The 24253-nt window shown below is 69.9% G+C and carries 19 protein-coding genes and 1 riboswitch; of the genes, 5 read left to right on the forward strand and 14 right to left on the reverse strand.

Annotation, left to right across the window (positions count from 1 at the left end):
• Window positions 1-96 precede the first annotated feature (96 nt).
• The 6 genes from ASE44_RS05315 to dinB form a co-directional block, all read right to left on the reverse strand.
• On the reverse strand, window positions 97-663 hold the full coding sequence (locus tag ASE44_RS05315; RefSeq protein WP_056914182.1) for a hypothetical protein: 567 nt from the start codon (window positions 661-663) through the stop codon (window positions 97-99).
• On the reverse strand, window positions 660-1460 hold the full coding sequence (locus ASE44_RS05320) for an energy-coupling factor transporter transmembrane protein EcfT (RefSeq protein ID WP_056778000.1): 801 nt from the start codon (window positions 1458-1460) through the stop codon (window positions 660-662). The genes ASE44_RS05315 and ASE44_RS05320 overlap by 4 nt, the downstream gene beginning before the upstream one ends.
• Window positions 1457-2932 carry an ABC transporter ATP-binding protein gene (locus ASE44_RS05325; protein WP_056778002.1) on the reverse strand — a complete coding sequence of 492 codons (1476 nt, stop codon included), beginning with the start codon at window positions 2930-2932 and terminating at the stop codon, window positions 1457-1459. The genes ASE44_RS05320 and ASE44_RS05325 overlap by 4 nt, the downstream gene beginning before the upstream one ends.
• A 2-nt stretch (window positions 2933-2934) precedes the next feature.
• Entirely contained in the window at window positions 2935-3564 is a 630-nt protein-coding gene (locus ASE44_RS18910) for an ECF transporter S component (protein WP_056778005.1), read from the reverse strand.
• A gap of 36 nt (window positions 3565-3600) precedes the next feature.
• Window positions 3601-3709: riboswitch (TPP riboswitch) on the reverse strand.
• A gap of 51 nt (window positions 3710-3760) precedes the next feature.
• Complete coding sequence (locus ASE44_RS05335; RefSeq protein WP_056778008.1) at window positions 3761-4090, reverse strand: hypothetical protein; 330 nt, start codon at window positions 4088-4090, stop codon at window positions 3761-3763.
• 9 nt (window positions 4091-4099) lie between these two features.
• Entirely contained in the window at window positions 4100-5398 is a 1299-nt protein-coding gene (gene dinB, locus ASE44_RS05340; protein WP_056778011.1) for a DNA polymerase IV, read from the reverse strand.
• 82 nt (window positions 5399-5480) lie between these two features.
• On the opposite strand from dinB, the gene ASE44_RS05345 reads away from it, so the two are divergent.
• Complete coding sequence (locus tag ASE44_RS05345; protein ID WP_082455828.1) at window positions 5481-6806, forward strand: acyltransferase; 1326 nt, start codon at window positions 5481-5483, stop codon at window positions 6804-6806.
• Here the strand turns inward: ASE44_RS05345 and ASE44_RS05350 are convergent.
• The 4 genes from ASE44_RS05350 to gatC form a co-directional block, all read right to left on the reverse strand.
• Window positions 6777-7373, reverse strand: coding sequence for a hypothetical protein (locus ASE44_RS05350; protein WP_082455830.1), 597 nt, complete (start codon window positions 7371-7373; stop codon window positions 6777-6779). The two genes, ASE44_RS05345 and ASE44_RS05350, sit on opposite strands and share 30 nt — an antisense overlap.
• Window positions 7374-7487: 114 nt before the next feature.
• Complete coding sequence (gene gatB, locus ASE44_RS05355) at window positions 7488-8987, reverse strand: Asp-tRNA(Asn)/Glu-tRNA(Gln) amidotransferase subunit GatB (protein WP_056006775.1); 1500 nt, start codon at window positions 8985-8987, stop codon at window positions 7488-7490.
• A 2-nt stretch (window positions 8988-8989) separates the two neighbouring features.
• Window positions 8990-10501: an Asp-tRNA(Asn)/Glu-tRNA(Gln) amidotransferase subunit GatA gene (gene gatA / locus ASE44_RS05360; RefSeq protein ID WP_056778015.1), complete on the reverse strand. Its 1512-nt coding sequence runs from the start codon at window positions 10499-10501 to the stop codon at window positions 8990-8992.
• Window positions 10498-10797, reverse strand: a complete 300-nt coding sequence (gene gatC, locus ASE44_RS05365) for an Asp-tRNA(Asn)/Glu-tRNA(Gln) amidotransferase subunit GatC (RefSeq protein ID WP_056006781.1) — start codon at window positions 10795-10797, stop codon at window positions 10498-10500. Before gatC ends, gatA begins: the two co-directional genes overlap by 4 nt.
• Window positions 10798-10887: 90 nt before the next feature.
• Here gatC and ASE44_RS05370 point away from each other — a divergent pair, with 90 nt between their 5' ends.
• Window positions 10888-12609, forward strand: a complete 1722-nt coding sequence (locus ASE44_RS05370; RefSeq protein WP_056778022.1) for a long-chain-fatty-acid--CoA ligase — start codon at window positions 10888-10890, stop codon at window positions 12607-12609.
• A 2-nt stretch (window positions 12610-12611) separates the two neighbouring features.
• On the opposite strand, the gene ligA is transcribed toward ASE44_RS05370, so the two are convergent.
• Window positions 12612-14912, reverse strand: coding sequence for an NAD-dependent DNA ligase LigA (gene ligA / locus ASE44_RS05375; RefSeq protein WP_056778024.1), 2301 nt, complete (start codon window positions 14910-14912; stop codon window positions 12612-12614).
• 150 nt (window positions 14913-15062) lie between these two features.
• Here ligA and ASE44_RS05380 point away from each other — a divergent pair, with 150 nt between their 5' ends.
• The gene (locus ASE44_RS05380) at window positions 15063-16550 is read left to right on the forward strand and encodes a sugar porter family MFS transporter (RefSeq protein WP_056778026.1); all 1488 of its coding nucleotides are present in this window, start codon (window positions 15063-15065) and stop codon (window positions 16548-16550) included.
• A 60-nt stretch (window positions 16551-16610) separates the two neighbouring features.
• Here ASE44_RS05380 and mnmA read toward each other — a convergent pair whose 3' ends face one another.
• A complete protein-coding gene (mnmA, locus tag ASE44_RS05385; protein ID WP_235522550.1) occupies window positions 16611-17723 on the reverse strand; it encodes a tRNA 2-thiouridine(34) synthase MnmA in 1113 nt (370 codons plus the stop codon).
• Between the two features lie 59 nt (window positions 17724-17782).
• Window positions 17783-19006: a cysteine desulfurase family protein gene (locus tag ASE44_RS05390; RefSeq protein WP_056778030.1), complete on the reverse strand. Its 1224-nt coding sequence runs from the start codon at window positions 19004-19006 to the stop codon at window positions 17783-17785.
• A 67-nt stretch (window positions 19007-19073) separates the two neighbouring features.
• Between ASE44_RS05390 and glgX the strand changes: the two genes are divergently transcribed.
• On the forward strand, window positions 19074-21116 hold the full coding sequence (glgX, locus tag ASE44_RS05395; protein WP_056778033.1) for a glycogen debranching protein GlgX: 2043 nt from the start codon (window positions 19074-19076) through the stop codon (window positions 21114-21116).
• Window positions 21117-21118: 2 nt separating this feature from the next.
• Window positions 21119-21610: a Cys-tRNA(Pro) deacylase gene (ybaK, locus tag ASE44_RS05400; RefSeq protein ID WP_082455832.1), complete on the forward strand. Its 492-nt coding sequence runs from the start codon at window positions 21119-21121 to the stop codon at window positions 21608-21610.
• Between the two features lie 15 nt (window positions 21611-21625).
• Here ybaK and glgP read toward each other — a convergent pair whose 3' ends face one another.
• Window positions 21626-24199: an alpha-glucan family phosphorylase gene (gene glgP, locus ASE44_RS05405; protein WP_056778035.1), complete on the reverse strand. Its 2574-nt coding sequence runs from the start codon at window positions 24197-24199 to the stop codon at window positions 21626-21628.
• Between the last annotated feature and the right edge of the window lie 54 nt (window positions 24200-24253).

Consider the following 24253-nt stretch of genomic DNA (forward strand, 5'->3'; position numbering starts at 1 on the left):
CTTCGACAAGCTCAGGGACCGGTGTGCGACTTCTCGGCCCCTCAGCACGTTCTGGATTCCTTTCGACGGAACCGGGAACATATCCGGCCGCATGGATCAGGCGCGGAGCCAGGGCCGCCAACGGTCGTCACGCTCGAGCATGCTCAACACGCGGGCACCGACCATCGCTGCCGACCCCGTCGCCTCGACCACCAGATCGGCGTCGCGATCGGGACACTCCCGTTCAATGAACGCATCCTCCTGGAGCGTCCACGCTGCGAGCCAGTCGACGCCGTCGTCGCGGCCCACGAGCCGGTCGGTGCGCTGGTCCACCGGCGCGTCGAGCCACAGCACCGTGTCGGCCAAGACCCTCGACGCGCTCGACGAGGACCCGCAGCCCTCCACGATGAGCGGCCGATCGGCCGGGACGGCATGCCGGTCCGCACGCTTCGACCGTTCCCAGTCCCACCGCTGCCACTCCCCCGGCCGCCGATCGGCGAACGGGGTCAGGATCCACTCCACGAGGAGTCGCGACCCCTCTTCGAGGCCGTCCCATCCCGGATACAGATCGTCCATGTGGACGACGGTGCTCACCGTCAATGCGGCGGCCACCGAAGAGGCGAGCGTCGTCTTCCCGGTACCCGACCGCCCGTCGATCAGGAGCACCGGCGCTGCGGCACTCATTGCCCCACGAACCGGAACGTATCGGCGAGGACGGCGGTGGACAAAGCGACGGCCATGATCGCGACCGCCACCAGGACCGCCACGAAATCGATCACGCCGAGCCGCGACGGCCTGGCCCACGTTCGCTCGACGGGGGCGCCGAAGCCCCGTGCCTCCATCGCCGTCGCGAGCTTGCTGCCCCGGCGGATGGCGAACACGAGCAACACGAACGCCATCGAGGCGAAGCGCCGGACCGCCCCACGGTCGCCGAGCCCTCGGGCACGGCGGGCGAGCGCGAGACTGCGCCAATCGTCGATGAAGAGCCCGAGCATCCGCGCCCCCGCGAGGATCCCGAGGACGAACCGCGACGGGAGCTTCGCGATCTGGGACAGCCCGTCGCCCAGGTCGGTCGGATCCACCCGCGCGAAGAGCAGGATCGTCGGCAGGCCGAGCGCCAGCACGCGGATGGTCACGGCGACGGCCAATTCGATCGAGTTGTCGGTCACCCGGACGAAACCGAGCGACAGGTACTCCGTCCCGCCCGGCTTCGCGTACAGCAGCATGCTGATCCCGCCGATGGGCGCGAAGACGAGCACCGGGATCGATCGCTTCAGGAACGGCGACAGCCGGAGACCGGACAGCGGGAGCAGTGCCATCTCGAGGAGGACCGCGGCGGTGGCGCTGACCCAGTCGATCGTGAGCAGCAGCGGGACGGACAGGATGAGCACCGCGAGCACCTTCGTCACCGGGTTCACCCGGTCGAGCGGCGCCTGGCGAGGGAGTTTCGCGCGACGGTCCGGTGCCATGACCCGCGTCATGCGGCACGCCCCGCTGCCGATCGCGACTCGAGCCGGATCCGATGGTCGCCCAGATGCTCGATGACCCCTGGATCATGCGTGACCGACACGATCGTCGCGCCACGTTCGAGCTCCAGGTGCAGCAGCCGCATGAGTGACAGCCACGTCAATCGGTCCTGCCCGAACGTCGGCTCGTCCAGGACGAGGACGGCGGGTCGCGCCACGAGCACCGTGGCGACCGACAGTCGTCGCTTCTGGCCGCCCGAGAGACTGAAGGGGTTCGCTTCGGCGAGCGCGGCCAACCCCAAGGCGTCGAGGACTTCGGAGACCCGCTCGTCGATCGCGGCGCGTGTCCACCGCAGCGCTTGCAGGGCGACGCCGAGCTCCTTGCGCACGGTCGCGGCGACGAACTGATGCTCCGGGTCCTGGAAGACCGTCCCGATGCGGGTGAGCAGCTCGGTCGACTTCCAGCGGATGGGCCGAGGACCGATCCCCCCGGCGAGCCGGCGGCCAGCGTCCACGGTTCCGGCGAGCTCGGGCAGCAGACCGGCCAAGGTGAGGGCCAACGTCGACTTCCCGGCCCCGTTGGGTCCGACGACCACCGTGGCGGCTCCCTCAGGCACGCTGAGGTCCAGGTGCTCCTGCACCGGCTGGGATCGGAGCCGTCCGATCGTCAGGTCGGACGTCGTCAAGACGGCTGCGTTCGGCTGCACCATCCGGCGGGGCCGCAGCCCCAGCGGGATGCCCGGTACCCAGACGCCGGCGTCGGCGAGCCGGCGCCCGACATCGTCGAGGACGACGGAGGGAGGACCGTCGGCGAGGACTCCTCCGTCCGCATCGAGTACGACGACCCGCGTCATCAGATCGCGCCAGACGTCGACCCGGTGTTCGATGACGACCAGGGTCGACGAACCGTCGTCGACCACACGCGCGACGGCGTCCCTGACCTCGGTGACGCCGATCGGGTCGAGGTTGGCGGTCGGCTCGTCGAGCAGGAGGAGCGAGGGCTGCATGGCGAGTACCCCGGCGAGGGCGAGCCGCTGCTTCTGTCCGCCGGACAACGCCGAGGTCGGGTGGTCCAACGGGAGGTCGAGGCCGACGGCCTGCAGCGACGAGACGACCCGTCGCCAGATCTCCTCGCGCTCGACCCCGAGGTTCTCGCAGCCGAACGCGACGTCGTCGCCGAGCTTGGACAGGATGACCTGCGAATCGGGATCCTGCAGCACGAGGCCGATCCGGCCCCTGGCCTGTTCGGGCGCAACCCCGTCCACGAGCAGCGACCCGCGAGCCTCACCCTCGTCCGCTCCCCCAAGGACACCGGCGAGCGCATGGATCAGGGTCGACTTGCCGGCGCCGGACGCGCCCAGGAGGAGGACCCGCTCCCCCGGTTCGATGACGAGGTCGAGGTCGCTGACCGCCCATGCCTTCCGACCGGCGTGACGCCACCCCCAGTCCCGGGCGACGACGCGCGCCGGACCGGTCGCACCGACCACGCTCAGACCTCGCGCCGCGCGTCCCGCCCTGAGGCGAACCGGCTGAGCGCACCCGTGGAGGCGAGCGCCTTGACGAGGACCCAACCGACGACGCCCGCGAGGATCGCGCCGGAGACGAGCAGTGAGCCGAGGTAGATCGCGTTGAACTCGGCACCCTTCTCCAGGTTCGCCGACATGAACAGCTCGAGCAGCCATGCGCCGGCACCGGCGCCCGCACCGGCGAGGATGGCCGGGACGAGGCCGAAGCGCTTGTAGGCCAGCGCGGCGAACACGAGCTCGGCTCCGAGCCCCTGGGCGAGGCCCGAGTACACGGTGGTGATGCCCCACGCGTTGCCGATGAGCGCGGAGACGACGGCCCCGATGGTCTCGACGAGGACGGCCGCGCCGGGCTTCCTGATGATGAGCCCGCCGAGGACGCCGCCGAGCAGCCAGATGCCGACGGCGATGCCGCCGAAGCCGGGCGTCACGGCACTCGCTCCGGCGTACCAGAGCGATCCGAGCGTGTTCCACGCCCAGAAGATGAGGCCGGTGGCCACGCCGAGGACGGCGACCACGACGATGTCGACGACCCTCCAGCGGAGGTTCCGCGCGGCGGCGCGTTCAGACGAGGAGATTTTGGTCGATGCTGACACGATACGTGCCCTTCCTGTAGACGGAAAAGAGCACGGGATAGCGAGAAATGGTCTCCCTGCGCTGGCATGATCCAGATCAGGTTCGACGGTCGAAGGCGAATACCTTCCTCTCAGCCCGGTTCACCGGACTCCCGTGGTGGCACGAGTCTAACCCCTGCCGCGCAGGATCGCTCGACAGGGGTTCGACGGGGGAAGGCTACTTCTTGAGCGCCTTGATGAGCCCGGACAGCGCCTTGCCGCTCACCCAGATGAACGGGATGGCGACGGCGATGAGCGAGATGAGGTTCGGGTCGAACCGGAGGCCCTCGTCCGTCTTGATGTAGGCGCCGACGGGGATGGAGACGCCACCGCCTCCGCCGCCACTCGGTGCGTCGTCGCCGTCACCCTCGGACCCGCCACCGAAGCCGTAGTACGTCAGGGCCACCGGCACGAGCTTGGTGCCGTCGATGTCCTGCTGCTCCCCGTAGGCCGCGGTCACGCCGAGGCCCTTGGTCTGTTCTGCCAGCTTCTCCACGAGATTCGTCATGCTGCCACGCTACCGCTGCGCATCCGCCGGTCCAAGGGGTTGATCCGTGCTCCCAGCACCCTGCGAGTCGCCTCGACTCCCGAGCCCTCGTCGCCGCGGTTTCCCGAGGAGCGAGGCCGGAGCGATCGCGAGGTCGCCGAAGCGACTGGCCACCCGGTCGATCGTCTGTTCAGCGCCGCGCCACTCCTCATCGGGATCCCACAACGCCGATCCGGCCTCCTCGGCGGGCACCAGTTGATCGACCTTCACGCCGACGAGGCGGACCAGACGCCCTCCTCGATCGAGGTCGCCGAAGAGCGAAGCCGCCTCGTCGTAGACGCGACGTCCGACGTTCGTCGCTTCGCCGATGGTCCGTGACCGGGTCACGACGCTGAAGTCCGCGTAGCGCACCCGGATACTGATCGTCCGACCGGCGTACCCACCCTTCCGGAGGCGGATCGCGACGAGTCCCGCGAGGTTCAACAGCTCTCGTTTCAGCACGGTGGGGTCTGCGACGTCCGTCGGGAACGTCACCTCGTGGCTGACGCTCTTCTCCCGCCGCGCCAACTCGATTCCACGCGGGTCGATCCCATTCGCGAGCTCGAGGAGCCGGCGTCCGGACGCCTCGCCGACGGCGCGCTGGAGCATGGACAACGGGGTGGAGGCGAGCTGGCCGATGGTCCGGATGCCCCGGTTCGTGAGCTGTTCCTCGGTTCGTCCGCCGACGCCCCACAGCGCCCCGACCGGCAACGGGTGCAGGAAGGAGAGCGTCTCAGCAGCCGGCACGACCAGGAGTCCGTCGGGCTTCGACAGCCCCGACGCGAGCTTCGCCACGTACTTCGTCGCCGCCAGACCGACCGAGCAGGGAAGCCCCGTGGCGTCGAGGACCCGCTGCTTCACGAGCGCCGCGATCGTGCGCGGACTCCCGAGCAACCGCACCGCCCCGGAGACGTCGAGGAACGCCTCGTCGATGCTCAACGGCTCGACGAGCGGGGTCACCGACTCGAACACCTCCATGACGCGATCCGAGTACTCGCGATACCGGCCGTGATGCGGCGGGAGGACGACCGCGCTCGGGCACAAGCGCATGGCCTGGGACACCGGCATCGCGGCACGCACCCCGTACCTGCGGGCCTCGTAGCTCGCGGAGGTGACGACCGAGCGGCCCTCCTTGTTGCCGACGATGATGGGCAGGCCACGGAGCTCGGGCCGCTCCAAGAGCTCGACCGAGACGAAGAAGGCGTCCATGTCGACGTGGAGGATGGGGGTACCGCTGTCGTCGGCATCGTGCGCCGAGACGCGACGAGACGCTCCATCCTGCCGACTCATGACTCCATTGTCGCAGTCACCTCCGACACGCTCTTTACAGGGGCCGAGGTGGGAGCGCTCGGCGGCGCTAGGCTGTCCGGCGATGAGCACGCGAACGCGGACCGGGTCGGCCCCGGCGGTCCCAGACCTCTCCGGGCGGGACCTCGCCCTCGACCTCGTGCGCGTCGCCTGCGTCGTGACGGTCGTCATCGTCCACCTCCTGATGGTCGCGGTGGCGGTCGAGCCGGACGGCACGATCGGCATCTCCCGAGCGTTGGAGCAGCAACCCTGGTTCGACACGGGTACCTGGTTCGGCCAGATCATGCCGCTGTTCTTCATCGTGGGCGGCTTCGCGACGATCACCGGCTGGCGCAGCACCGTCCGACGTGGTGGCGGGACCAGCGACTTCCTCCGGTCCAGGGTCTTCCGACTCGCCCTGCCGACGATCCCGGTCCTGCTCTTCCTCGCCGCGGGGCTGTGGCTGGCCGGGGCGCTCGGTGTCGACCCCGCCATCATCGAGGCCGTCGCCGCAGGCGTCGGGTCCCCGCTCTGGTTCCTGGCCGCCTACCTGCTGTGCCAGGCGGTCGCCCCGTTCCTCGCCACCTGCCACGACCGCCACCCCTTCCTGACCTGTGCGGCACTGCTGGCCGGCGTGATCCTCGTCGACGTCGTCCGTTACTCGACCGGCCTCCTGGGCATCGGTCTCGTCAACCTCGTGTTCGTCTGGCCGCTGCTGCAGCAGTTCGGGTTCTTCCTGGCCGACGGACGTCTCCGCTCCGTTCCGCGCCTCGTCCTCGTGGCCGTGGTGCTGATCTCCTACGGCGCGCTCGTGCCGATCACGACCTGGCTGCCGTACTCGACCAGCATGCTCGGCAACCTCAACCCACCGACCCTCCCCCTCGTCGTCCTCGGCGTCGGGCAGCTCGCCCTGCTCGCCCTGGTGCACCCTCTGCTCACCGCCATCATGCGGACCCGCGCCGCGCGAGCGGTCGTCTTCCTCATCGGGTCCCGGCTGATGACGGTGTACCTCTGGCACCTGCCCCTCATCATCGCCGTCGCCGGTCTGCAGCTCGCCCTCGGCATCCCCTTCGCGGAGCCGCTGACCGCCGCCTGGTGGTGGACCCGACCGGTCGTGTTGCTCGTCGTCGCGGTCCTCCTGGCGGGTGTCGGAGCACTCCTCGGCCGCGTCGAGCACCCCCGGAGGCTGCGCCTCGACCCGGAGCGCAAGCCGGCGCACGTGGCTGTGTGGATCGCAGTCGTGAGCGCGTTCCTCATGCCCTTCGCCGAGATCTCCCACCCGCTCACCGCCGCCATGGCCGCTGCCGGAGCCGCCGGCTCGATCATCGCGGTCGTGCTCCTGAACCCGACCCGTCGGCCGGTCGAGCGCGTCGCGAGCGGATCAGACCAGGCTGTGGACCAGCGGTCGTAGCCACTCGCGAAACGCCTCCCGGTCGTCCCGGAGCGACTCACTGACCACGATCGTGTCGGGTGCGACGACCCAGGCACCCGGTCGGCAGATCGGAAGCACCTCGAGGTCCAGTCGGAACGAGCTGGATTGCCGACGTAACTCGAACTGGCGCTCGCGGATGAGCTCGTAGACGTCGGCGAGTCTGCTCGGTGAGCGTCCGGCCAGGGCGATCTCATACTCGCGGATCCTGTCCGTCGCCCACCGGTAGGCGCCGTCGTAGGCACGGTAGGCGAGTTCCTGCAGTTCGAGGGCGCGATCGAAGACCTCGAAGTGCGGAGGACGCACCTCCGCCAGGAACAACCGCGTGTCACGCCGGGCGATCCCGGTCCACCAGCCGTCGAACTGGAGTGCCAGGGCGTCGCGATCGAGGTCGGCGACGTCGATCGGATCGGGTGCGGGGGCCACCGCTGGGAGCTGGCCGACGCACCGGTCCCCGAGACCGGCCATGGAACGGAAGGCGAGCGCGAGCATAAGGGCCATCGGGGCGTCCTCGGTGACCTGCCAACGCATGGTGCCTTCGACCAGCATGGCCGAAGTGTATGCCGCACCGGGGACACGCGCCAGGGCTTCCCGGCGGGACGGAAACGGGCCCGGACGGCAGTGCACGACTGCCGTCCGGACCCGATGTCGCTGGTGCGGGACCTACTGCCCGGCGCGCTCCAGGACGAGTTCGCGCACACGCGCCGCATCGGCCTGTCCGCGCATCGCCTTCATCACGGCGCCGATGACCGCGCCGGCGGCCTGGACCTTGCCGTCGCGGATCTTCGCGAGGACGTCCGGCTGGGCGGCAAGAGCCTCGTCGATGGCGGCGATCAGCGGACCGTCGTCGGACACGAGCGCGAGACCACGAGCGTCGATGACCTCCTGAGGAGTGCCCTCCCCTTCGATGACACCCTCGAGGACCTGACGGGCGAGCTTGTCGTTGAGCGTTCCGTCCTCGACGAGCGCCGCGAGTGCGGCGACGTGCTCGGGCGACACGAGGCTCGTCGCCTCGACGTCGCGCTGGTTCGCGATCCGGGAGATCTCGCCCGTCCACCACTTCCGTGCGGCGGCCGGAGCGGCTCCCGCCTCGACGGTGGCCGTGATCTCGTTCAAGAGGCCACCGTTCACGACGTCCTGGAACTCGAGATCCGTGAAGCCCCACTCGCCCTTCAAGCGGCGCCGACGGACGGCCGGCTGCTCGGGGAGCGCCGCACGCAGTTCCTCGATGAGTTCGGGCGACGGCACGACCGGGAGCAGGTCGGGCTCCGGGAAGTAGCGGTAGTCGTCGGCGTCGCTCTTCGGCCGGCCGGCCGACGTGGCGCCGGTGTCCTCGTGCCAGTGACGCGTCTCTTGGACGATGGATCCGCCGTCCTTGAGGATCGCGGCCTGACGCTGGATCTCGTAGCGGACGGCGCGTTCGACCGACCGCAGGGAGTTGACGTTCTTCGTCTCCGTCCGCGTGCCGAGCTTCTCCTGGCCACGCGGGCGCAGCGAGATGTTCGCGTCGCAGCGGAGGTTCCCGCGCTCCATCTTCGCATCGGAGATGCCGAGCGCCACGACGATGTCGCGGATCGCGGAGACGTAGGCCTTCGCGATCTCCGGCGCCCGGTGCTCGGTGCCGTAGATCGGCTTGGTGACGATCTCCACGAGCGGGACGCCGGCGCGGTTGTAGTCGACGAGCGAGTACTCGGCACCCTGGATGCGCCCGGTCGAGCCGCCGATGTGCGTGAGCTTACCGGCGTCCTCCTCCATGTGCGCGCGTTCGATCGGCACGGTGACGATGGTGCCGTCGGCGAGCTCGACGTCGACGGAACCCTCGAAGGCGATGGGCTCGTCGAACTGCGAGATCTGGTAGTTCTTCGCAAGGTCGGGGTAGAAGTAGTTCTTCCGCGCGAAGCGGCTCGACGGGGCGATCGAGCAGCCGAGGGCGAGCCCGAGGCTGATCGAGTACCGCACCGCCTGCTCGTTCACGACCGGGAGCGAGCCGGGCAGACCGAGACACACCGGCGAGATGTTCGTGTTCGGCGCGTCGCCGAAGCCGTTCGGCGCCGAGGAGAACATCTTCGTCTTGGTGTTGAGCTCGACGTGCACCTCGAACCCGAGCACGGGCTCGTACAGTTCGAGGGCTTCCTCGTAGGAGAGGAGCTTGTCCTTGGCCATGGTTACCGACCTCCGAGAGCGGGTGCCTGCGAGATGAGGGTGTGCCCCCACGTCGATTCGAGGAGCGCCTCGAGAGCGGCGCCGACCCGGTAGAGCCTGGCGTCCTCTCGTGCTGGCGCCATGAACTGGATGCCGACGGGCAGGCCGTCCTCCGGGGCGAGCCCGATCGGGACGCTGATGCCCGGGACCCCGGCGAGGTTGGCCGGGATGGTGGTGACGTCGTTGAGGTACATCGCCAGCGGATCGTCGATGCGCTCACCGAGCTTGAACGCCGTCGTGGGCGCGCTCGGGCTCACGAGGACGTCGACCTGGTCGAAGGCCGCCGCGAAATCGCGCTGGATGAGCGTCCGCACCTTCTGGGCGCTGCCGTAGTAGGCGTCGTAGTATCCGGCGCTCAGGGCGTAGGTGCCGAGGATGATGCGACGCTTCACCTCAGGACCGAACCCGGCCTCGCGAGTGGCGGACATCACCTGCTCGACCGTGCCGCCACCCTCAGGGGTGACACGCATGCCGAACCGCACGGAGTCGAACTTCGCGAGGTTGCTGGACGCTTCTGCGGGGAGGATCAGGTAGTAGGCGGCGACCGCGTACTCGAAGTTGGGTGCCGACACCTCCACGATCTCGGCGCCGTTCGCCTCGAGCACCGTGAGCGCCTCCTGGAAGCGGCTCTTCACGCCGGCCTGGAAACCTTCACCGTTGAGCTCCTTGACGACGCCGACGCGCAGACCGCGCAGTACGTCGCCGCGGGCACCCTCCCGAGCGGCTGCGGCCATCGATGGCCAGGCGTCACGGAGGGAGGTGGAGTCGAGCGCGTCGTGCCCGGCGATGACGTCGTGCAGCAGCCCGGAGTCGAGGACGGTCCGGCTCACCGGCCCGACCTGGTCGAGCGAGGACGCCAGGGCGATGGCACCGTAGCGGCTGACCGCTCCGTAGGTGGGCTTCACGCCGACCGTCCCGGTGACGTGCGCCGGCTGACGGATCGAACCGCCGGTGTCGCTGCCGAGCGCGATGGGCGCCTCGAACGCGGCGACCGCTGCGGCCGAGCCACCTCCGGAACCGCCGGGGATGCGGTCGAGGTCCCACGGGTTGTGGGTCGGGCCGTACGCGGAGTGCTCCGTGCTCGACCCCATGGCGAACTCGTCCATGTTCGTCTTGCCGAGCGGCACCAGGCCGGCCGCCCGCGATCGCGCGACGACGGTGGCGTCGAAGGGCGACAGGTATCCCTCGAGGATCTTGCTCCCCGAGGTGGACGGCATGTCGGTCGTGACGAGCACGTCCTTGATCGCGAGTGGGACGCCGGCCAGTTCGCCGAGCTCCTCACCCGCTGCACGACGCGCATCGATGTCGGCGGCGACCTCGAGGGCGTGGTCCGAGACGTGCAGGAAGGCGTGGACGTCGCCGTCGACCTGGGCGATGCGGTCGAGGTGCGCCTGGGTGACCTCGACGCTCGACACGTCGCCGGCGCGGAGCTTGGACGACAGTTCGGCTGCCGTCAGACCGATCAGGCCGCTCACTGCTCCTCCCCCAGGATGGCCGAGACCTTGAACCGGCCGTCGGCCGACTCCGGTGCGTTCTGCAGCGCCTGCTCCCGGGTGAGCGTGTTGCCGACGACGTCGTCGCGGTACACGTTCTCGAGCGGGATCGGGTGGCTCGTCGCCGGGACGTCAGGTGTGGCCACCTGCTGCACCTTCGCGATGTTGTCCACGATGGAGTCGAGCTCCGTGGTGAGGTGGGCGATCTCGTCCTGGCTCAGGGCGATGCGAGCGAGGGTCGCGAGATGTGCGACCTGCTCGGTGGTGATTTCCGACATGCGTCTCCCGTACGTGTAGCGGTGGCGGTCGCTCCAGTCTATTCGCCAGGGACGTGGTCGACGGTCGGCCTCCGCCCCTACAGTGGGACGGTGAGCCAGAACGACTCGAGCAGCCGTCCCCGTCCCCCGCACGAGCGCCCGTGGCTGGCGAGCTACGCCGCCGACGTCCCGGACGACATCCCCGAGCAGACCGGCAGCCTCGGCGATCTCGTGGAGGCCTCCGCGGCGAGCTACCCTGACGCCGTGGCGCTCGAGTTCTTCGGCTCGACGACCACCTACACCGAACTCGACGCCCTGATCGCGCGCGCTGCGGCCGGTCTGCGCGACCTCGGCGTCCGGGCCGGCGACCCGGTCGCCCTCATGCTCCCGAACTGTCCGCAGCACATCGTCGCGTTCTACGCCGTCCTCCGACTCGGCGCCGTCGTCATCGAGCACAACCCCCTCTACACGCCGCAGGAGCTCCGCCACCAGTTCGAGGACCACCGCGCCCGGTTCGCGATCGTCTGGGACAAGGTCGCGGGTCACCTGCAGGACTTCCCGGCCGACCTGGCGGTGGATGCGCTCGTCACGATCGACGTCACCCGTGCGATGCCGATCCACATGCGCCTGGCACTGCGGCTCCCGATCGCGAAGGCACGCGCCTCCCGTGCGCAGTTGACCGCCCCGGTCTCCGGCACGGTGGTGTGGGAGCGGCTCCTCACCACCGGGTCACTCCCGGCGAGCCACCCGAAGCCGGCGACCGACGCGCTCGCGCTCATCCAGTACACCAGTGGCACGACAGGCTCGCCGAAGGGTGCGGCCCTGACCCACGGGAACCTGCTCGCCAACGCCGCCCAGTCGCGCGCCTGGGTGCCGACCGTGCCACGGGGATCCGCCGTCGTCTACGCAGTGCTCCCGATGTTCCACGCCTACGGGCTGACGCTGTGCCTCACGTTCGCCATGAGCATGGGCTCGCGACTCGTCCTGTTCCCGAAGTTCGACCCGGCGCTCGTCCTCAAGGTCATGAAGAAGCGCCCTCCGACCTTCCTGCCGGCGGTGCCGCCCATCGCCGACCGTCTCCTGGCGGCGGCGACGGAGCAGGGCGTCTCGCTGCAGGGTACCGAGATCGCGATCTCCGGGGCCATGCCGCTCCCCCACGAGCTCGTCGTGCCGTTCGAAGCGGCGTCCGGCGGGTTCCTCGTCGAGGGGTACGGGCTCTCCGAGTGCTCACCGGTGATCTCCGCGAACCCGGTGTCCGCCGCCAGGAAGCCCGGCACCATCGGTCTCCCGCTGCCGAGCACCGAGGTCAGGGTCGTCGACCCCGATGATCCGGCGACGGACCGGCCGGCCGGAGAGCCGGGCGAACTCCTCGTCCGCGGACCCCAGGTGTTCCGCGGCTACTACAACAAGCCGGAGGAGACCGCGGCCGTGCTCCTCCCGGGCGGTTGGTTCCGCACCGGCGACATCGTGTCGATCGACGACGAGGGGTTCATGACGGTCGTCGACCGCATCAAAGAGCTCATCATCACGGGCGGGTTCAACGTCTCCCCCAGCGAGGTCGAGCAGGTCCTCCGCGGCCATGCATCCGTCGCGGACGCCGCCGTCGTCGGGATCCCCGACCCGCACTCCGGCGAGCAGGTCGTCGCAGCCGTCGTCGCCGCTCCGGGCACCACCGTCGACGCCGAGGCGCTCCGCGCGTGGGCTCGCGAGATCCTCACGCCCTACAAGGTGCCGAAGCGGGTGGTCGTCGTGGACGAACTCCCGAAGTCGCTCATCGGCAAGGTCCTGCGACGCCAGGTCAGGGACGACCTCCTGGACGCCGCCGGGCACTGAGCTCAGTCGGTCGCCGGTGCCTCGTCGCCGGGCGTCTCGGGCTCGCCGAGGGCTGCCGGGCCCTCCGAGACCAGGATCGCGAACTGCTCCGCGTCGATGATCCGCAGACCGAGCGCTTCCGCCTTCGCGAGCTTCGACCCCGCGCCCGGGCCGGCGGCGACGAAGTCGGTCTTCTTCGAGACGCTCGACGCCGCCTTGCCTCCGGCCTGCACGATGGCCTCCAGCGCGCCCTCGCGGGTGAAACCGTCCAGGGAGCCGGTCGCGACGACGGTCACGCCCGAGAGGACACCGCCAGCAGCGACGGCGGCACCTGGGCCCGGGTGACCGGGCGTCGCCCACTGCACGCCGGCAGCCGTCCACTCCTCGACGATCTCGCGGTGCCAGTCGATCTCGAACCAGGCCATGAGGGCGTCGGCGATGATCCCGCCGACACCGTCGACCTCGGCCAGCTCCTCGCGGCTCGCAGCTCGGATGGCGTCGAGCGATCCGAAGTACTCCGCGAGCGACCTGGCCGCCACGGGACCGACGTGGCGGATGTTGAGGGCGACGAGCAACCGTGCGAGCGGGCGCGTCTTCGCGGCGTCGAGGTTGGCGAGCAGCTCGACCGCGTTCTTCGACGGCACCGAGGACTCGTCGCCGTCGAACTCGGACGCCTCCGGGTCGTGCACGCCGTCCTTCTTCGCCCGACGGCGGCGGAACGGCGTGACTCGCTTCTCCGAGCCGTCCTCGTTGAGCTTCGGCAGGCCGGTCTCGTTGTCGCGCACGACCACCGTCACCGGGAAGAGGTCGGCCATCGTCAGCGAGAAGAGCCCAGCCTCGGTGGTCAGCGGCGGCTCCGCGGGTTCCAGCGGCTGCGTGAGCGCCGCTGCGGCCACCTCACCGAGGGCTTCGACGTCGAGTGCTCCACGTGAACCGATGTGCTCCACCCGGCCTCGCACCTGAGCCGGGCAGCTCCGCGCGTTCGGGCAGCGCAGGTCGATGTCACCCTCCTTGGCAGGGGCGAGCGGGGTGCCGCATTCCGGGCAGTCGTCCGGCATGACGAACTCGCGCTCGGAACCGTCGCGGAGTTCGACCACGGGACCGAGGACCTCGGGGATGACGTCGCCGGCCTTGCGGAGGACGACGGTGTCGCCGATGAGCACCCCCTTCGCCTTCACGACGTCCTGGTTGTGCAGCGTGGCCTGGCGCACTTCGCTGCCGGCGACCAGGACCTTCTCCATGACGGCGAAGGGCGTGGCCCGACCGGTGCGGCCGACGCTGACCACGATGTCGAGGAGCTTGGTGTTCACCTGCTCCGGCGGGTACTTGTAGGCGATGGCCCAGCGCGGAGCCCTGCTCGTCGCGCCGAGTTCCCCGTGGAGCGCGAGATCGTCGACCTTGACGACGACCCCGTCGATCTCGTGCTCGACGCTGTCGCGATGTGCTCCGAAGTACTCGATGAACTCGGCCGCCCCCGTCGCTTCGTCGTGGACCCGGTAGTGCGACGAGGTCGGCAGACCCCACCGGTGGAGGAGCTCGTAGACCTGCGACTGACGCGCGACCGGCGGGCGCTCCCAGGCGCCGATGCCGTGGACGAGCATCTGCAGCCGGCCGAGCCGGTCGTGCATGAGGGCGAGCTGCGCCGGGTTCTTGCTCTCCGCCTTCTGACGGAGCGATCCGCTCGCCGCGTTTCGGGGGTTCGCGAACACCCGTTCACCGGCGGCCGCCTGGTTGGCGTTGAGCTCCCGGAACGCCTCGACGGGGAAGAAGATCTCGCCGCGCACCTCCACGACCTCGGGGACCTCGACGTCCGTGTCGGCGGTGGTCAGCACGCTCGGGATGGAGCGGATGTACCGGACGTTCTCCGTGACGTCCTCACCGACGACGCCGTCGCCGCGGGTCGCCGCGCTCACCAGACGCCCTCGCTCATACCGCAGGTTGATGGCGAGGCCGTCGATCTTCAGCTCGCACAGGTACTGGACGGCACCGTCCGCGTCGCGCTCGACCTTCGCCGCCCAGGCGAGGAACTCCTCGGTCGAGAAGACGTTGTCGAGGCTCAGCATGCGTTCGAGGTGGGTGACCGGTGCGAACAGCGTCGTCTCCGCCCGGCCGCCGACCGTCTGCGTCGGGCTGTCCTGGCTCTGCAACTCGGGGAAGAGCCGCTCGAGCTCGTCGAGCCGCTTGATCATGGCGTCGTACTCCTGATCGGAGGCGAGCGACTCGTCCCGCTCGTAGTACGCGTCGCGCAGCTCGAGGATCCGAGAGGTGAGCTCCTCCGCCTCGGCCGATGCCTGCTGCAGGGTCTGTTCGTTGCTGTTCGCCACCTGGTCAGTCTATGAGCGGCCCCCGACACGCAGGAGCGCTTGACACACCGCACGTCCTCCCCGATCGGGGCAAGCGGGTCTGCGAGCCGCTGATCGAGGAGTAGGGTGTCGCAGTGCCGCAGGAACCATGCGCGCGGAATCGGAGGAACCATGTCCCAGTCCAGCAGGCCAGGAACGGGGGCGGCTCCTACCAGTAAGCAGCTCACCGCGCGCGTCATCGGCATCTCCGTCTCCGCCGCGGTCGGTGGCTTCCTCTTCGGCTTCGACTCCTCCGTGGTCAACGGCGCGGTCGACGCCATGCAGGACCACTTCCAGCTGAGCGAGGGGCTCATCGGCTTCGCCGTCGCCTCGGCCCTCTTGGGATGCGCGCTCGGCGCCTACCTCGCCGGCCGGATCGCGGACAGCCGCGGACGCATCTTCACGATGCTCCTCGGTGCCGGTCTCTTCTTCGTCTCCTCCTTCGGCGCCGGCTTCGCCTTCTCCCCCTGGGACCTGATCCTGTGGCGCGTCGTCGGCGGTCTCGGCATCGGCATCGCATCCGTCGTCGCTCCGGCCTACATCGCCGAGATCGCGCCGAGCGCCATCCGCGGACGCCTCGCCTCCCTGCAGCAGCTCGCCATCACCCTCGGCATCTTCGCCGCGCTCCTGTCCGACTCCGTCCTCGCGGGCGTCGCCGGCGGTGCGTCCAACCCGCTGTGGTTCGGCGTCGAAGCCTGGCGCTGGATGTTCATCGCCTGCGCCATCCCCGCCGTCGTCTACGGGCTCCTGGCCATGCGGCTCCCCGAGTCGCCACGCTTCCTCGTCCGCAAGGGCAAGGCCGACGAGGCCCGCCGCATCTTCGCGACGGTGTGGCCGCAGGAGGAGGTCGACCGCGCGGTCAAGCTCGCCGAACAGGCGGTGAAGGACGACGAGCAGCAGAAGAAGGCCTCGCTCTGGGGCGGGAAGTTCGGTCTGCTCCCGATCGTGTGGATCGGTGTCATCCTCTCGATCTTCCAGCAGTTCGTCGGCATCAACGTCATCTTCTACTACTCGACGACCCTCTGGAAGGCGGTCGGATTCCAGGAGTCCGACTCGCTGCTCATCTCGGTCATCACCTCGGTGACGAACGTCGCGGTCACGATCGTGGCGATCCTGCTCGTCGACCGCATCGGTCGCCGGCCGATCCTCCTCGCCGGATCCATCGGGATGACGGTCTCGCTCGGGGCCATGGCGATCGCCTTCACCCAGTCGGTCACGGACAGCGCGGGCGAGGTGTCGCTGCCGCAGCCCTGGGGCACGATCGCACTGATCGCCGCCAACGTGTTCGTCGTCGCGTTCGGCGCCTCCTGGGGTCCACTCGTCTGGGTCCTCCTCGGCGAGATCTTCCCGAACCGGCTGCGTGCCAAGGCCCTCGGTGTGGCGGCGATGGCCCAGTGGATCGCCAACTTCCTCATCACCGTGAGCTTCCCGGGTCTCGCCGCGTTCTCGCTCCCGGTGACGTACGGCATGTACGCGTTCTTCGCCCTGCTCTCGTTCGTGTTCGTACTCGCGAAGATCCCGGAGACGAACGGGCTCACCCTCGAAGAGGCCGAGACGCTGTTCGTCAAGAAGCCGAAGAAGGCCAAGGCTTCGAAGTCGGGGACGACCGCCGGAGCCTGAGCATCGGACGCGGAACGCCCGGCGAGCATCGCTCGCCGGGCGTTCGGTCGTTCCGGGGTGTCAGGCGCCGACGCTGGCGGGTACAGCGCTGACGGTGCGGTCGATCGTGAACTGTCCCAAGACGCGCGTTCCGCTGTAGAGCACCGCGGTCTGTCCGGGCGCGACCCCGTCGAGCGGCGTCTCCGGGTGAACGACGAGTTCGCCGTCGACGAGGGCCAGCGCGGCCGGGACCGGGTCGGCGTGGGCGCGGATCTGGACGTCGCACGGGATCGGGTCCACGCGGACGGCCGGAGCACGGCCCGCCCAGGTGTACCGGGAGCCGGCGATCTCGCCGATGGCGAGAGCCTCCTTCGGGCCCACCACGACGGTGTTGTCCTTGGGACGCACCTCGAGGACGAAGCGCGGACGTCCGTCCGGGGCCGGTACGCCGAGGTGCAGCCCCTTGCGCTGTCCGACGGTGAACGCGTGCGCGCCCTCGTGCGAACCGACGACCGCGCCGTCGCGGTCGAGGACCTGGCCGGTCTCGGTGCCGACCCGCTCCCCCAGCCAGCCCTTCGTGTCGCCGTCGGGGATGAAGCAGATGTCGTGGCTGTCGGGCTTGTTCGCGACGGTGAAGCCGCGCTCCGCGGCCTCGGCACGTACCTCGGCCTTCGACGGCGTCGCACCGAGCGGGAACATCGAGTGCGCGAGCTGCTCGGCGGTGAGCACGCCCAGGACGTACGACTGGTCCTTCGCCCAGGCGCTCGCGCGGTGCAGCTCGCGATCGCCCTCGGGGCTCGTGACGATCGTGGCGTAGTGGCCGGTCACGACCGCATCGAACCCGAGGTCGAGCGCCTTCTCCAGCAATGCGGCGAACTTGATCTTCTCGTTGCAGCGCATGCAGGGGTTCGGCGTGCGGCCCGCACGATACTCCGCGATGAAGTCGTCGACGACGTCGAGCTTGAAGCGCTCGGAGAAGTCCCAGACGTAGTACGGGATGCCGATGAGGTTCGCCGCCCGCTGGGCGTCCATCGAATCCTCGATGGTGCAGCACCCCCGGCTGCCGGTCCGGAGCGTGCCCGGCATCCGGCTGAGGGCCAAGTGGACCCCGACCACCTCATGGCCTGCGTCGACGGCGCGTGCCGCTGCCACGGCGGAATCGACCCCACCACTCATCGCTGCCAGAACCTTCACCGGGCAAGTCTACGCGCCAGTCGCCGGACAGCCACCCGCAAGTGATCGGGCGCGTGGGGTCAGGGCCGCGCGCCGAGCGCCGTGTCGCGATCCGCGGAGCCGGCCCGGCTCGCCTGTGCATAGGCCGAGGGAAGCGCCTGCAGGAACCGGTCGACGTCGTCCTCGGTCGTCGTCCTGCCGAGCGTGATCCGCAGAGCCGCGCGGGCGTCCGACTCCGAGCGCCCCATGGCGAGCAGGACGTGGGAGGGTTCGGGCACACCGGCCTGACACGCAGAGCCCGTGGACACCGCGACCCCGGCGAGGTCGAGGAGGAACAGCATGGAGTCGCCCTGGGTCCCCGGGAGGACGAGGTGCACGTTCGAGGCCAGTCGTTCCACCGGGTCTCCGGTGAGTTCGGCCTCGGGCACCGCGGAACGTACGCCCGCGATGAGCCGGTCCCGGAGCGCCTGCAACCGCTGCTGCTCGGCAACCCGTTCCCGCTCCGTCGCCTCGGCGGCGACGGCGAACCCGATCGCGGCTGCGACGTCCTGGGTACCGGAGCGGAGGCCACGCTGCTGGCCGCCACCGTGCTGCAAGGGCTCCACGACCGCCGCCCGGCTGACCACCAAAGCGCCGACGCCCACCGGTCCGCCGATCTTGTGCGCGGACACGCTGATGGCCACGAGACCGCCGGCCCCGGTCGAACCGGACGCGGCACGCAGGCCGGCCAAGTCGATCGGCAGATGTCCGTATGCCGACACGGCGTCCAGGTGGAACGGCACGCCCGCTGCTGCGGCGAGCGCCGCGAGTCGTGCGGCGGGCTGGATGGTGCCGACCTCGTTGTTCGCCCAGAGGGCCGTGGCGACGGCGATGTCGTCGCCGTGTTCCGCGTAGAGCTCCTCGGTGCGTTCGAGCGAGACGGCTCCGAGGTGGTCGAGCGGGGCCCACAACGGCGTCGCGGCCTCGTGGCGTTCGAGCCATTCGACGGTGTCCAGGGTGGCGTGGTGCTCGCCGGCGGGTGCGAGGACCGCGGTGCGGCGACGGTCCCGTTGGCGGTGCCAGTAGAGCCCCTTCAACGCGAGGTTGATGGACTCGGTACCGCCCGAGGTGAAGACGAGTTCGATCGGATCGCAGCCGAGGGTCTGCGCGATCCGCTCCCGAGCCTCCTCGAGGAGCCGGCGAGCCTGTTGCCCGGGTCCGTGGATCGACGCTGGGTTCCCGACGGTGGCCATGGCGGCCGCGTAGGCGTCGATGACCTCGGGACGCACGGGGGTCGTGGCGGCGTGGTCCAGGTACACCACCATGCCGCCCCTCCTCTCGTCGCCGCGTCCGCGGATCTCGGCGACTGCTGCACTCACTACTGTAGAACCCATGAACGCTGGTGACCCCCTCCACGATCTCGGCGTCCGCCTCGGCCCGTCCGGTGGTGAGCTCCGTGTGTGGTCGGAGCATGCAGATGCACTCGAACTCGTGATCTTCGACGACAAGGATCTGAACTGGATCACCCAGTCGGTGGAGATGACCCGCGACGAGGGTGCGGTGTGGAGCGCCCGGTCCGAGGAGCTCGTGCACGGTCGACGCTACGCCGTCCGTGCATCTGGGCCGTCGACGCCGAACAACGCCTTCGACCCGCACCTGCTGCTCCTCGATCCGTATGCCCGCGGTCTCGCGCGGGTGTCCGCCGAGCAGTGGCGCTCCGTCGTCGTCGACGACGCGTTCGACTGGGGTGGTGTGCAGAAACCGCGTCTCCCGCTCGACCGCACCGTGGTGTACGAGGCGCACGTCAAGGGGCTCAGTAAGTTGCACCCCGACGTCCCCGAGGAGCTGCGCGGAACCTACGCTGGTCTCGCCCATCCCGCGATGATCGCGCACCTGCACGAGCTGGGCGTGACGAGCGTGGAACTCCTGCCGGTGCACGCGTACACCTCGGAGCAGCGCCTCATCAAGCAGGGCCTCGTCAACTACTGGGGCTACAACACCCTCAACTTCTTCAGCCCACACGCCGCGTACGCCACGAAGGCCGCCCAGGCGGGTGGCGCCGACGCGGTGCTCCGTGAGTTCAAGGGCATGGTCAAACTGCTCCACGAGGCGGGGCTCGAGGTCATCCTCGACGTCGTCTACAACCACACCGCCGAGGAGGGGCCGGGCGGCCCACGCACGAGCCTCCGCGGGATCGACAACGCGAGCTACTACCGCCAGGATGCCACCGGCGCGTACATCGACGTGACCGGGTGCGGCAACACCGTCGACTTCGGCCACCCGGTCCCCCAACGCCTGGTGCTCGACTCCCTGCGTTACTGGGCGGACGAGGTGCAGATCGACGGGTTCCGCTTCGACCTCGCCGCGACGCTCGGTCGGAACGAGGCGGTCGAGTTCACCCCGGACCACCCGCTGCTCGGGGCGATCATCAGCGATCCGGCACTCGTCGACGCGAAGATGATCGCCGAACCCTGGGACGTCGGGATGGGCGGTTGGCAGACCGGCAACTTCCCGAGCGGTTGGCATGAGTGGAACGACCGGTACCGCGACCGCGTGCGCAACTTCTGGCTCTCCGACATCGACTACGCCAGACGCGCCGACGCCCCCGTGGGTATCGGCGGCTTCGCGACACGATTGGCCGGATCGAGCAACACCTTCTCGGCCGAGCGCGGGCCGCTCGCGTCGGTCAACTTCATCACGGCCCACGACGGCTTCACGCTCGCCGACCTCGTGTCGTACGACGTGAAGCACAACGTCGGCAACGGCGAGTCGAACCGGGACGGGACGGACAACAACCGGTCGTTCAACCACGGCGCCGAAGGTCCGACAGACGACGAGGCGATCCTCGCGGCCCGCCGGAAGGCGATGCGCAACCTGCTCGGGACGCTCCTCCTGTCGGCCGGCATCCCGATGATCACCGCGGGCGACGAGTTCGGGCGCAGCCAACGGGGCAACAACAACGCCTACTGTCACGATTCGGAACTGACCTGGGTCGGGTGGACGCGGGAACCCTGGCAGGATCAACTCCTCGCGCACAGCCGCAGGCTCCTCGAGCTGCGGCGGGAGCATCCCGCGCTCCGGCCGGAGCACTTCGGGGCGGCAGAGACGACGGTGCCCGGCGCGAGCGCCATGGACTGGTTCGACGCCACCGGCGGGACGATGAGCACGGACGACTGGACGAGCCCCCGGAACCGGACCCTGCAGTTCTTCTCGTCGAGCACCCCGGAGTCCGAGGCGCTCGACCGCGTCCTGCTCATCGTGCACGGGGTCGAGCAGCCGGTCGAGGTCACACTGCCCGAGCACGACGGGGTGACCGCCTACCGGCGCATCTGGAACTCCGCAGACGACGTCCCGATGTCGGACGAGGACGAATTCGCCCCCGGGCACACGGTCGCGGTCGGCGCCACGTCGATGCAGCTGTTCCGGGCCGTCTGACGGTGGCGCGGCGGAAGGCGGAGGGCGGGAGCACGCCGGCGACGCTGGCGCTGACCGGACTCGGCATCCCCTTCACCCCACGGCCCTACCAGCACGACCCCTCGACGACCGCGTTCGGGCTCGAGGCGGCGACAGCCCTCGGCGTGGACCCGTCCCGCGTCTTCAAGACCCTGATGACCGAGGTCGACGGCTCGCTCGTCGTCGCCGTCGTCCCGGTCTCGGCGCAACTCGACCTCAAGGCGCTCGCCGCAGCGGTCGGAGGGAAACGCGCACGTCTGGCCGATCCCGCCGTGGCGGAGCGCAAGACCGGGTACGTGGTCGGCGGCATCAGCCCGATCGGTCAGCGGACGGCACTGCCGACCGTCCTCGACGCGAGCGCGACGGACCACGAGACGGTGTTCGTGTCCGGTGGGCGGCGGGGCTTCGATCTCGAACTCGCCCCGGAGGGGCTGCGTACAGCGGCTTCCGCCGTCTTGGCTCCGATCGCGCGCTGATCCCGGCACCTCCCGCTACTGGTCGGCCAGGGCCACCAATCCGAGTTCCGCCGGCGTGAGCAGCAACTCGTGCTTCGGGACGATGCGGACCGTGTACCCGAAGCCGCCCGCGCGATCGAGCGGCAGGGTGCCCGCGTATTCGAGCGTGTGCTCCGGTCGGCTCGTGGACGGGGTCTGCTGCTGATCGAGCGGCTGCGAACGGACGTCGAGCAACTCGCCCGTGGCTCCGGGGACCCCGGAGACCACCTCGACGGTCACATCGTCCGGTGACAGCGAGCCGAGCTGGACGTACGCTCGCAATCGCAGCACGTCGCCGACCTGCGGCACCTCGTCGACACCGCCGCTCTCGACGTGGGCGACGGCCAACTGCGGCCAGGCGTCCCGCACGCGTCGTTTGTAGGCCGCCAGATCGCGGGCGCCGAGCTGATCGGACGCGGACAGCGCACGTTCCATCGCCGCCGCCGGAAGGTACATCCGCTCGGTGTACTCGCGCACCATCCGGTCGGCGCTCAGCGGCTCCGACAGCGTGGAGATCGTGTGCCGCACCATCTGCAACCAGCGCCACGGCGGTGCACCGTGCTCGCGGTCGTAGTACCGGGGTGCGAGCTGGTGTTCGATGACGTCGTAGAGCGACGCCGCCTCGAGGGCGTCGCGCTCGTCGTCGTCCGGCGTGCCGTCGGCGGACGGGATCGCCCACCCGTTCTCCCCGTCCGCGTACTCGTTCCACCAGCCGTCGAGGATCGACAGGTTGAGCGCTCCGTTGAGCGCCGCCTTCATGCCCGACGTCCCGCAGGCCTCGAGTGGCCGGAGTGGGTTGTTCAACCACACGTCGCACCCCGGGTAGAGGGTCTTGGCCATCCCGATGCCGTAATCCGGCAGGAAGACGATGCGTGCGCGCAGGAGCGGGTCCTGGGCGAACTGCACGAGTCGTTGGATGAGGCGCTTCCCCTCGTCGTCCGCCGGATGTGCCTTCCCGGCGACGACGATCTGGATCGGTCGATCCGGGTGCAGGAGCAGCGAGCGCAGTCGGTCGGGGTCGCGCATCATGAGGGTGAGGCGCTTGTACCCCGGCACCCGCCGGGCGAACCCGATGGTCAGGACCTCCGGGTCGAGGAGTTCGTCGATCCAGGACGGCACGACGGCGAGCGGATTCTGCGCACGGTATCCGTCGGCGATCCGACGGCGCACGTCGGCGACCAGCCGCTCGCGCATCCCCCGCTTGAGCGCCCAGAGCTCGTCATCGGAGACCGACGGACCGGCCCAGTCGGCGCGGCCCGGCTCGATCCCTCCCCACCGTTCGTCGGCGAACCCGATGAGGGCCGGGTCCGTCCAGCTCGGGGCGTGCACGCCGTTCGTGATCGAGGTGATGGGCACGTCGGAGACGTCGAACCCGGGCCACAGGCCTCGGAACATCGCACGGCTGACCTCCCCGTGGAGTCGGCTCACGCCGTTCGCGCGCTGCGCCAGACGGAGTCCCATGATCGCCAGGTTGAACACCTCCGGCGAACCGCCGTTCGCGGTCTCGTCGCCGAGCGCGAGGACGTCCGGTGCGGCCACGCCGGGGAGCAGGTCGCCCGAGAAGTACCGCTCGATCACGTCGTTCTCGAAGCGGTCGATGCCGGCGGGCACCGGCGTGTGGGTGGTGAACACCGTGCCGCCGCGAACGAGCTGCAGCGCCTCGTCGAAGGAGAGGCCGTTCCCGACGAGGTCGCTGATCCGTTCCAGGCCGAGGAACCCGGCGTGGCCTTCGTTCGAGTGGTACACCTGCGGGAGCGGGTGGTCGGTCAGCTCGCTCCACTGCTTGATCGCCCGGACACCGCCGATGCCGAGGAGGAGCTCCTGGTGGAGGCGATGCTCGCCGCCGCCGCCGTACAGCCGGTCGGTGACCGCGCGCAACTCCGCGACGTTCTCGGGGATGTCGGTGTCGAGCAACAGCAGTGGGACGCGTCCCACTTCGGCGATCCACACCCGCGCGGACAGGCTGCGGTCCTCGGGCAGGGCCAGGGTGACGGTGACCGGCGTGCCGTCCGGTTCTCTGAGGACCGTGAGCGGGAGGCCGTCGGGGTCCTGTACGGGATAGGACTCCTGCTGCCACCCGTCGTTCGTGATCGACTGGGCGAAGTACCCCGAGCGGTACAGGAGGCCGACGCCGACGAGGGGCACCCCGAGGTCCGACGCGCTCTTCAGGTGGTCTCCGGCGAGGATCCCGAGGCCGCCCGAGTACTGCGGGAGGGCGGCGGCGACACCGAACTCCGGCGAGAAGTAGGCGATCGTCTGCGGCTTCGGGTCGGGAAGACCCTGGTACCAGCGCGGCTCCTCCAGATACCGGCGGAGGTCGGCGTGGAGCGCTTCGGCGCGACCGACGAAGTCCGCGTCGGCGGCGAGCTCGGCCAACCGTTCGGGGGTGACGAGGCCGAGGCCCGTGATCGGGTCGTGCCCGGACTCCCGCCAGACGTCAGGGGCGATCTCGTCGAAGAGGCGCTGCGTCGGCTCATGCCACGACCAACGGAGGTTCGCCGCGAGGGCGGTCAGCGAGGTCAGTGACTCCGGGATGAGCGCGCGGACGGTAAACCTGCGGATAGCCTTCACGGGCTCACTCTATGGCACCCCCACCGGCGGCCCGACCGGCCGCCCGACCGGCCG

The sequence above is a fragment of the Plantibacter sp. Leaf1 genome, from assembly GCF_001421315.1.
Classification (GTDB): domain Bacteria; phylum Actinomycetota; class Actinomycetes; order Actinomycetales; family Microbacteriaceae; genus Plantibacter.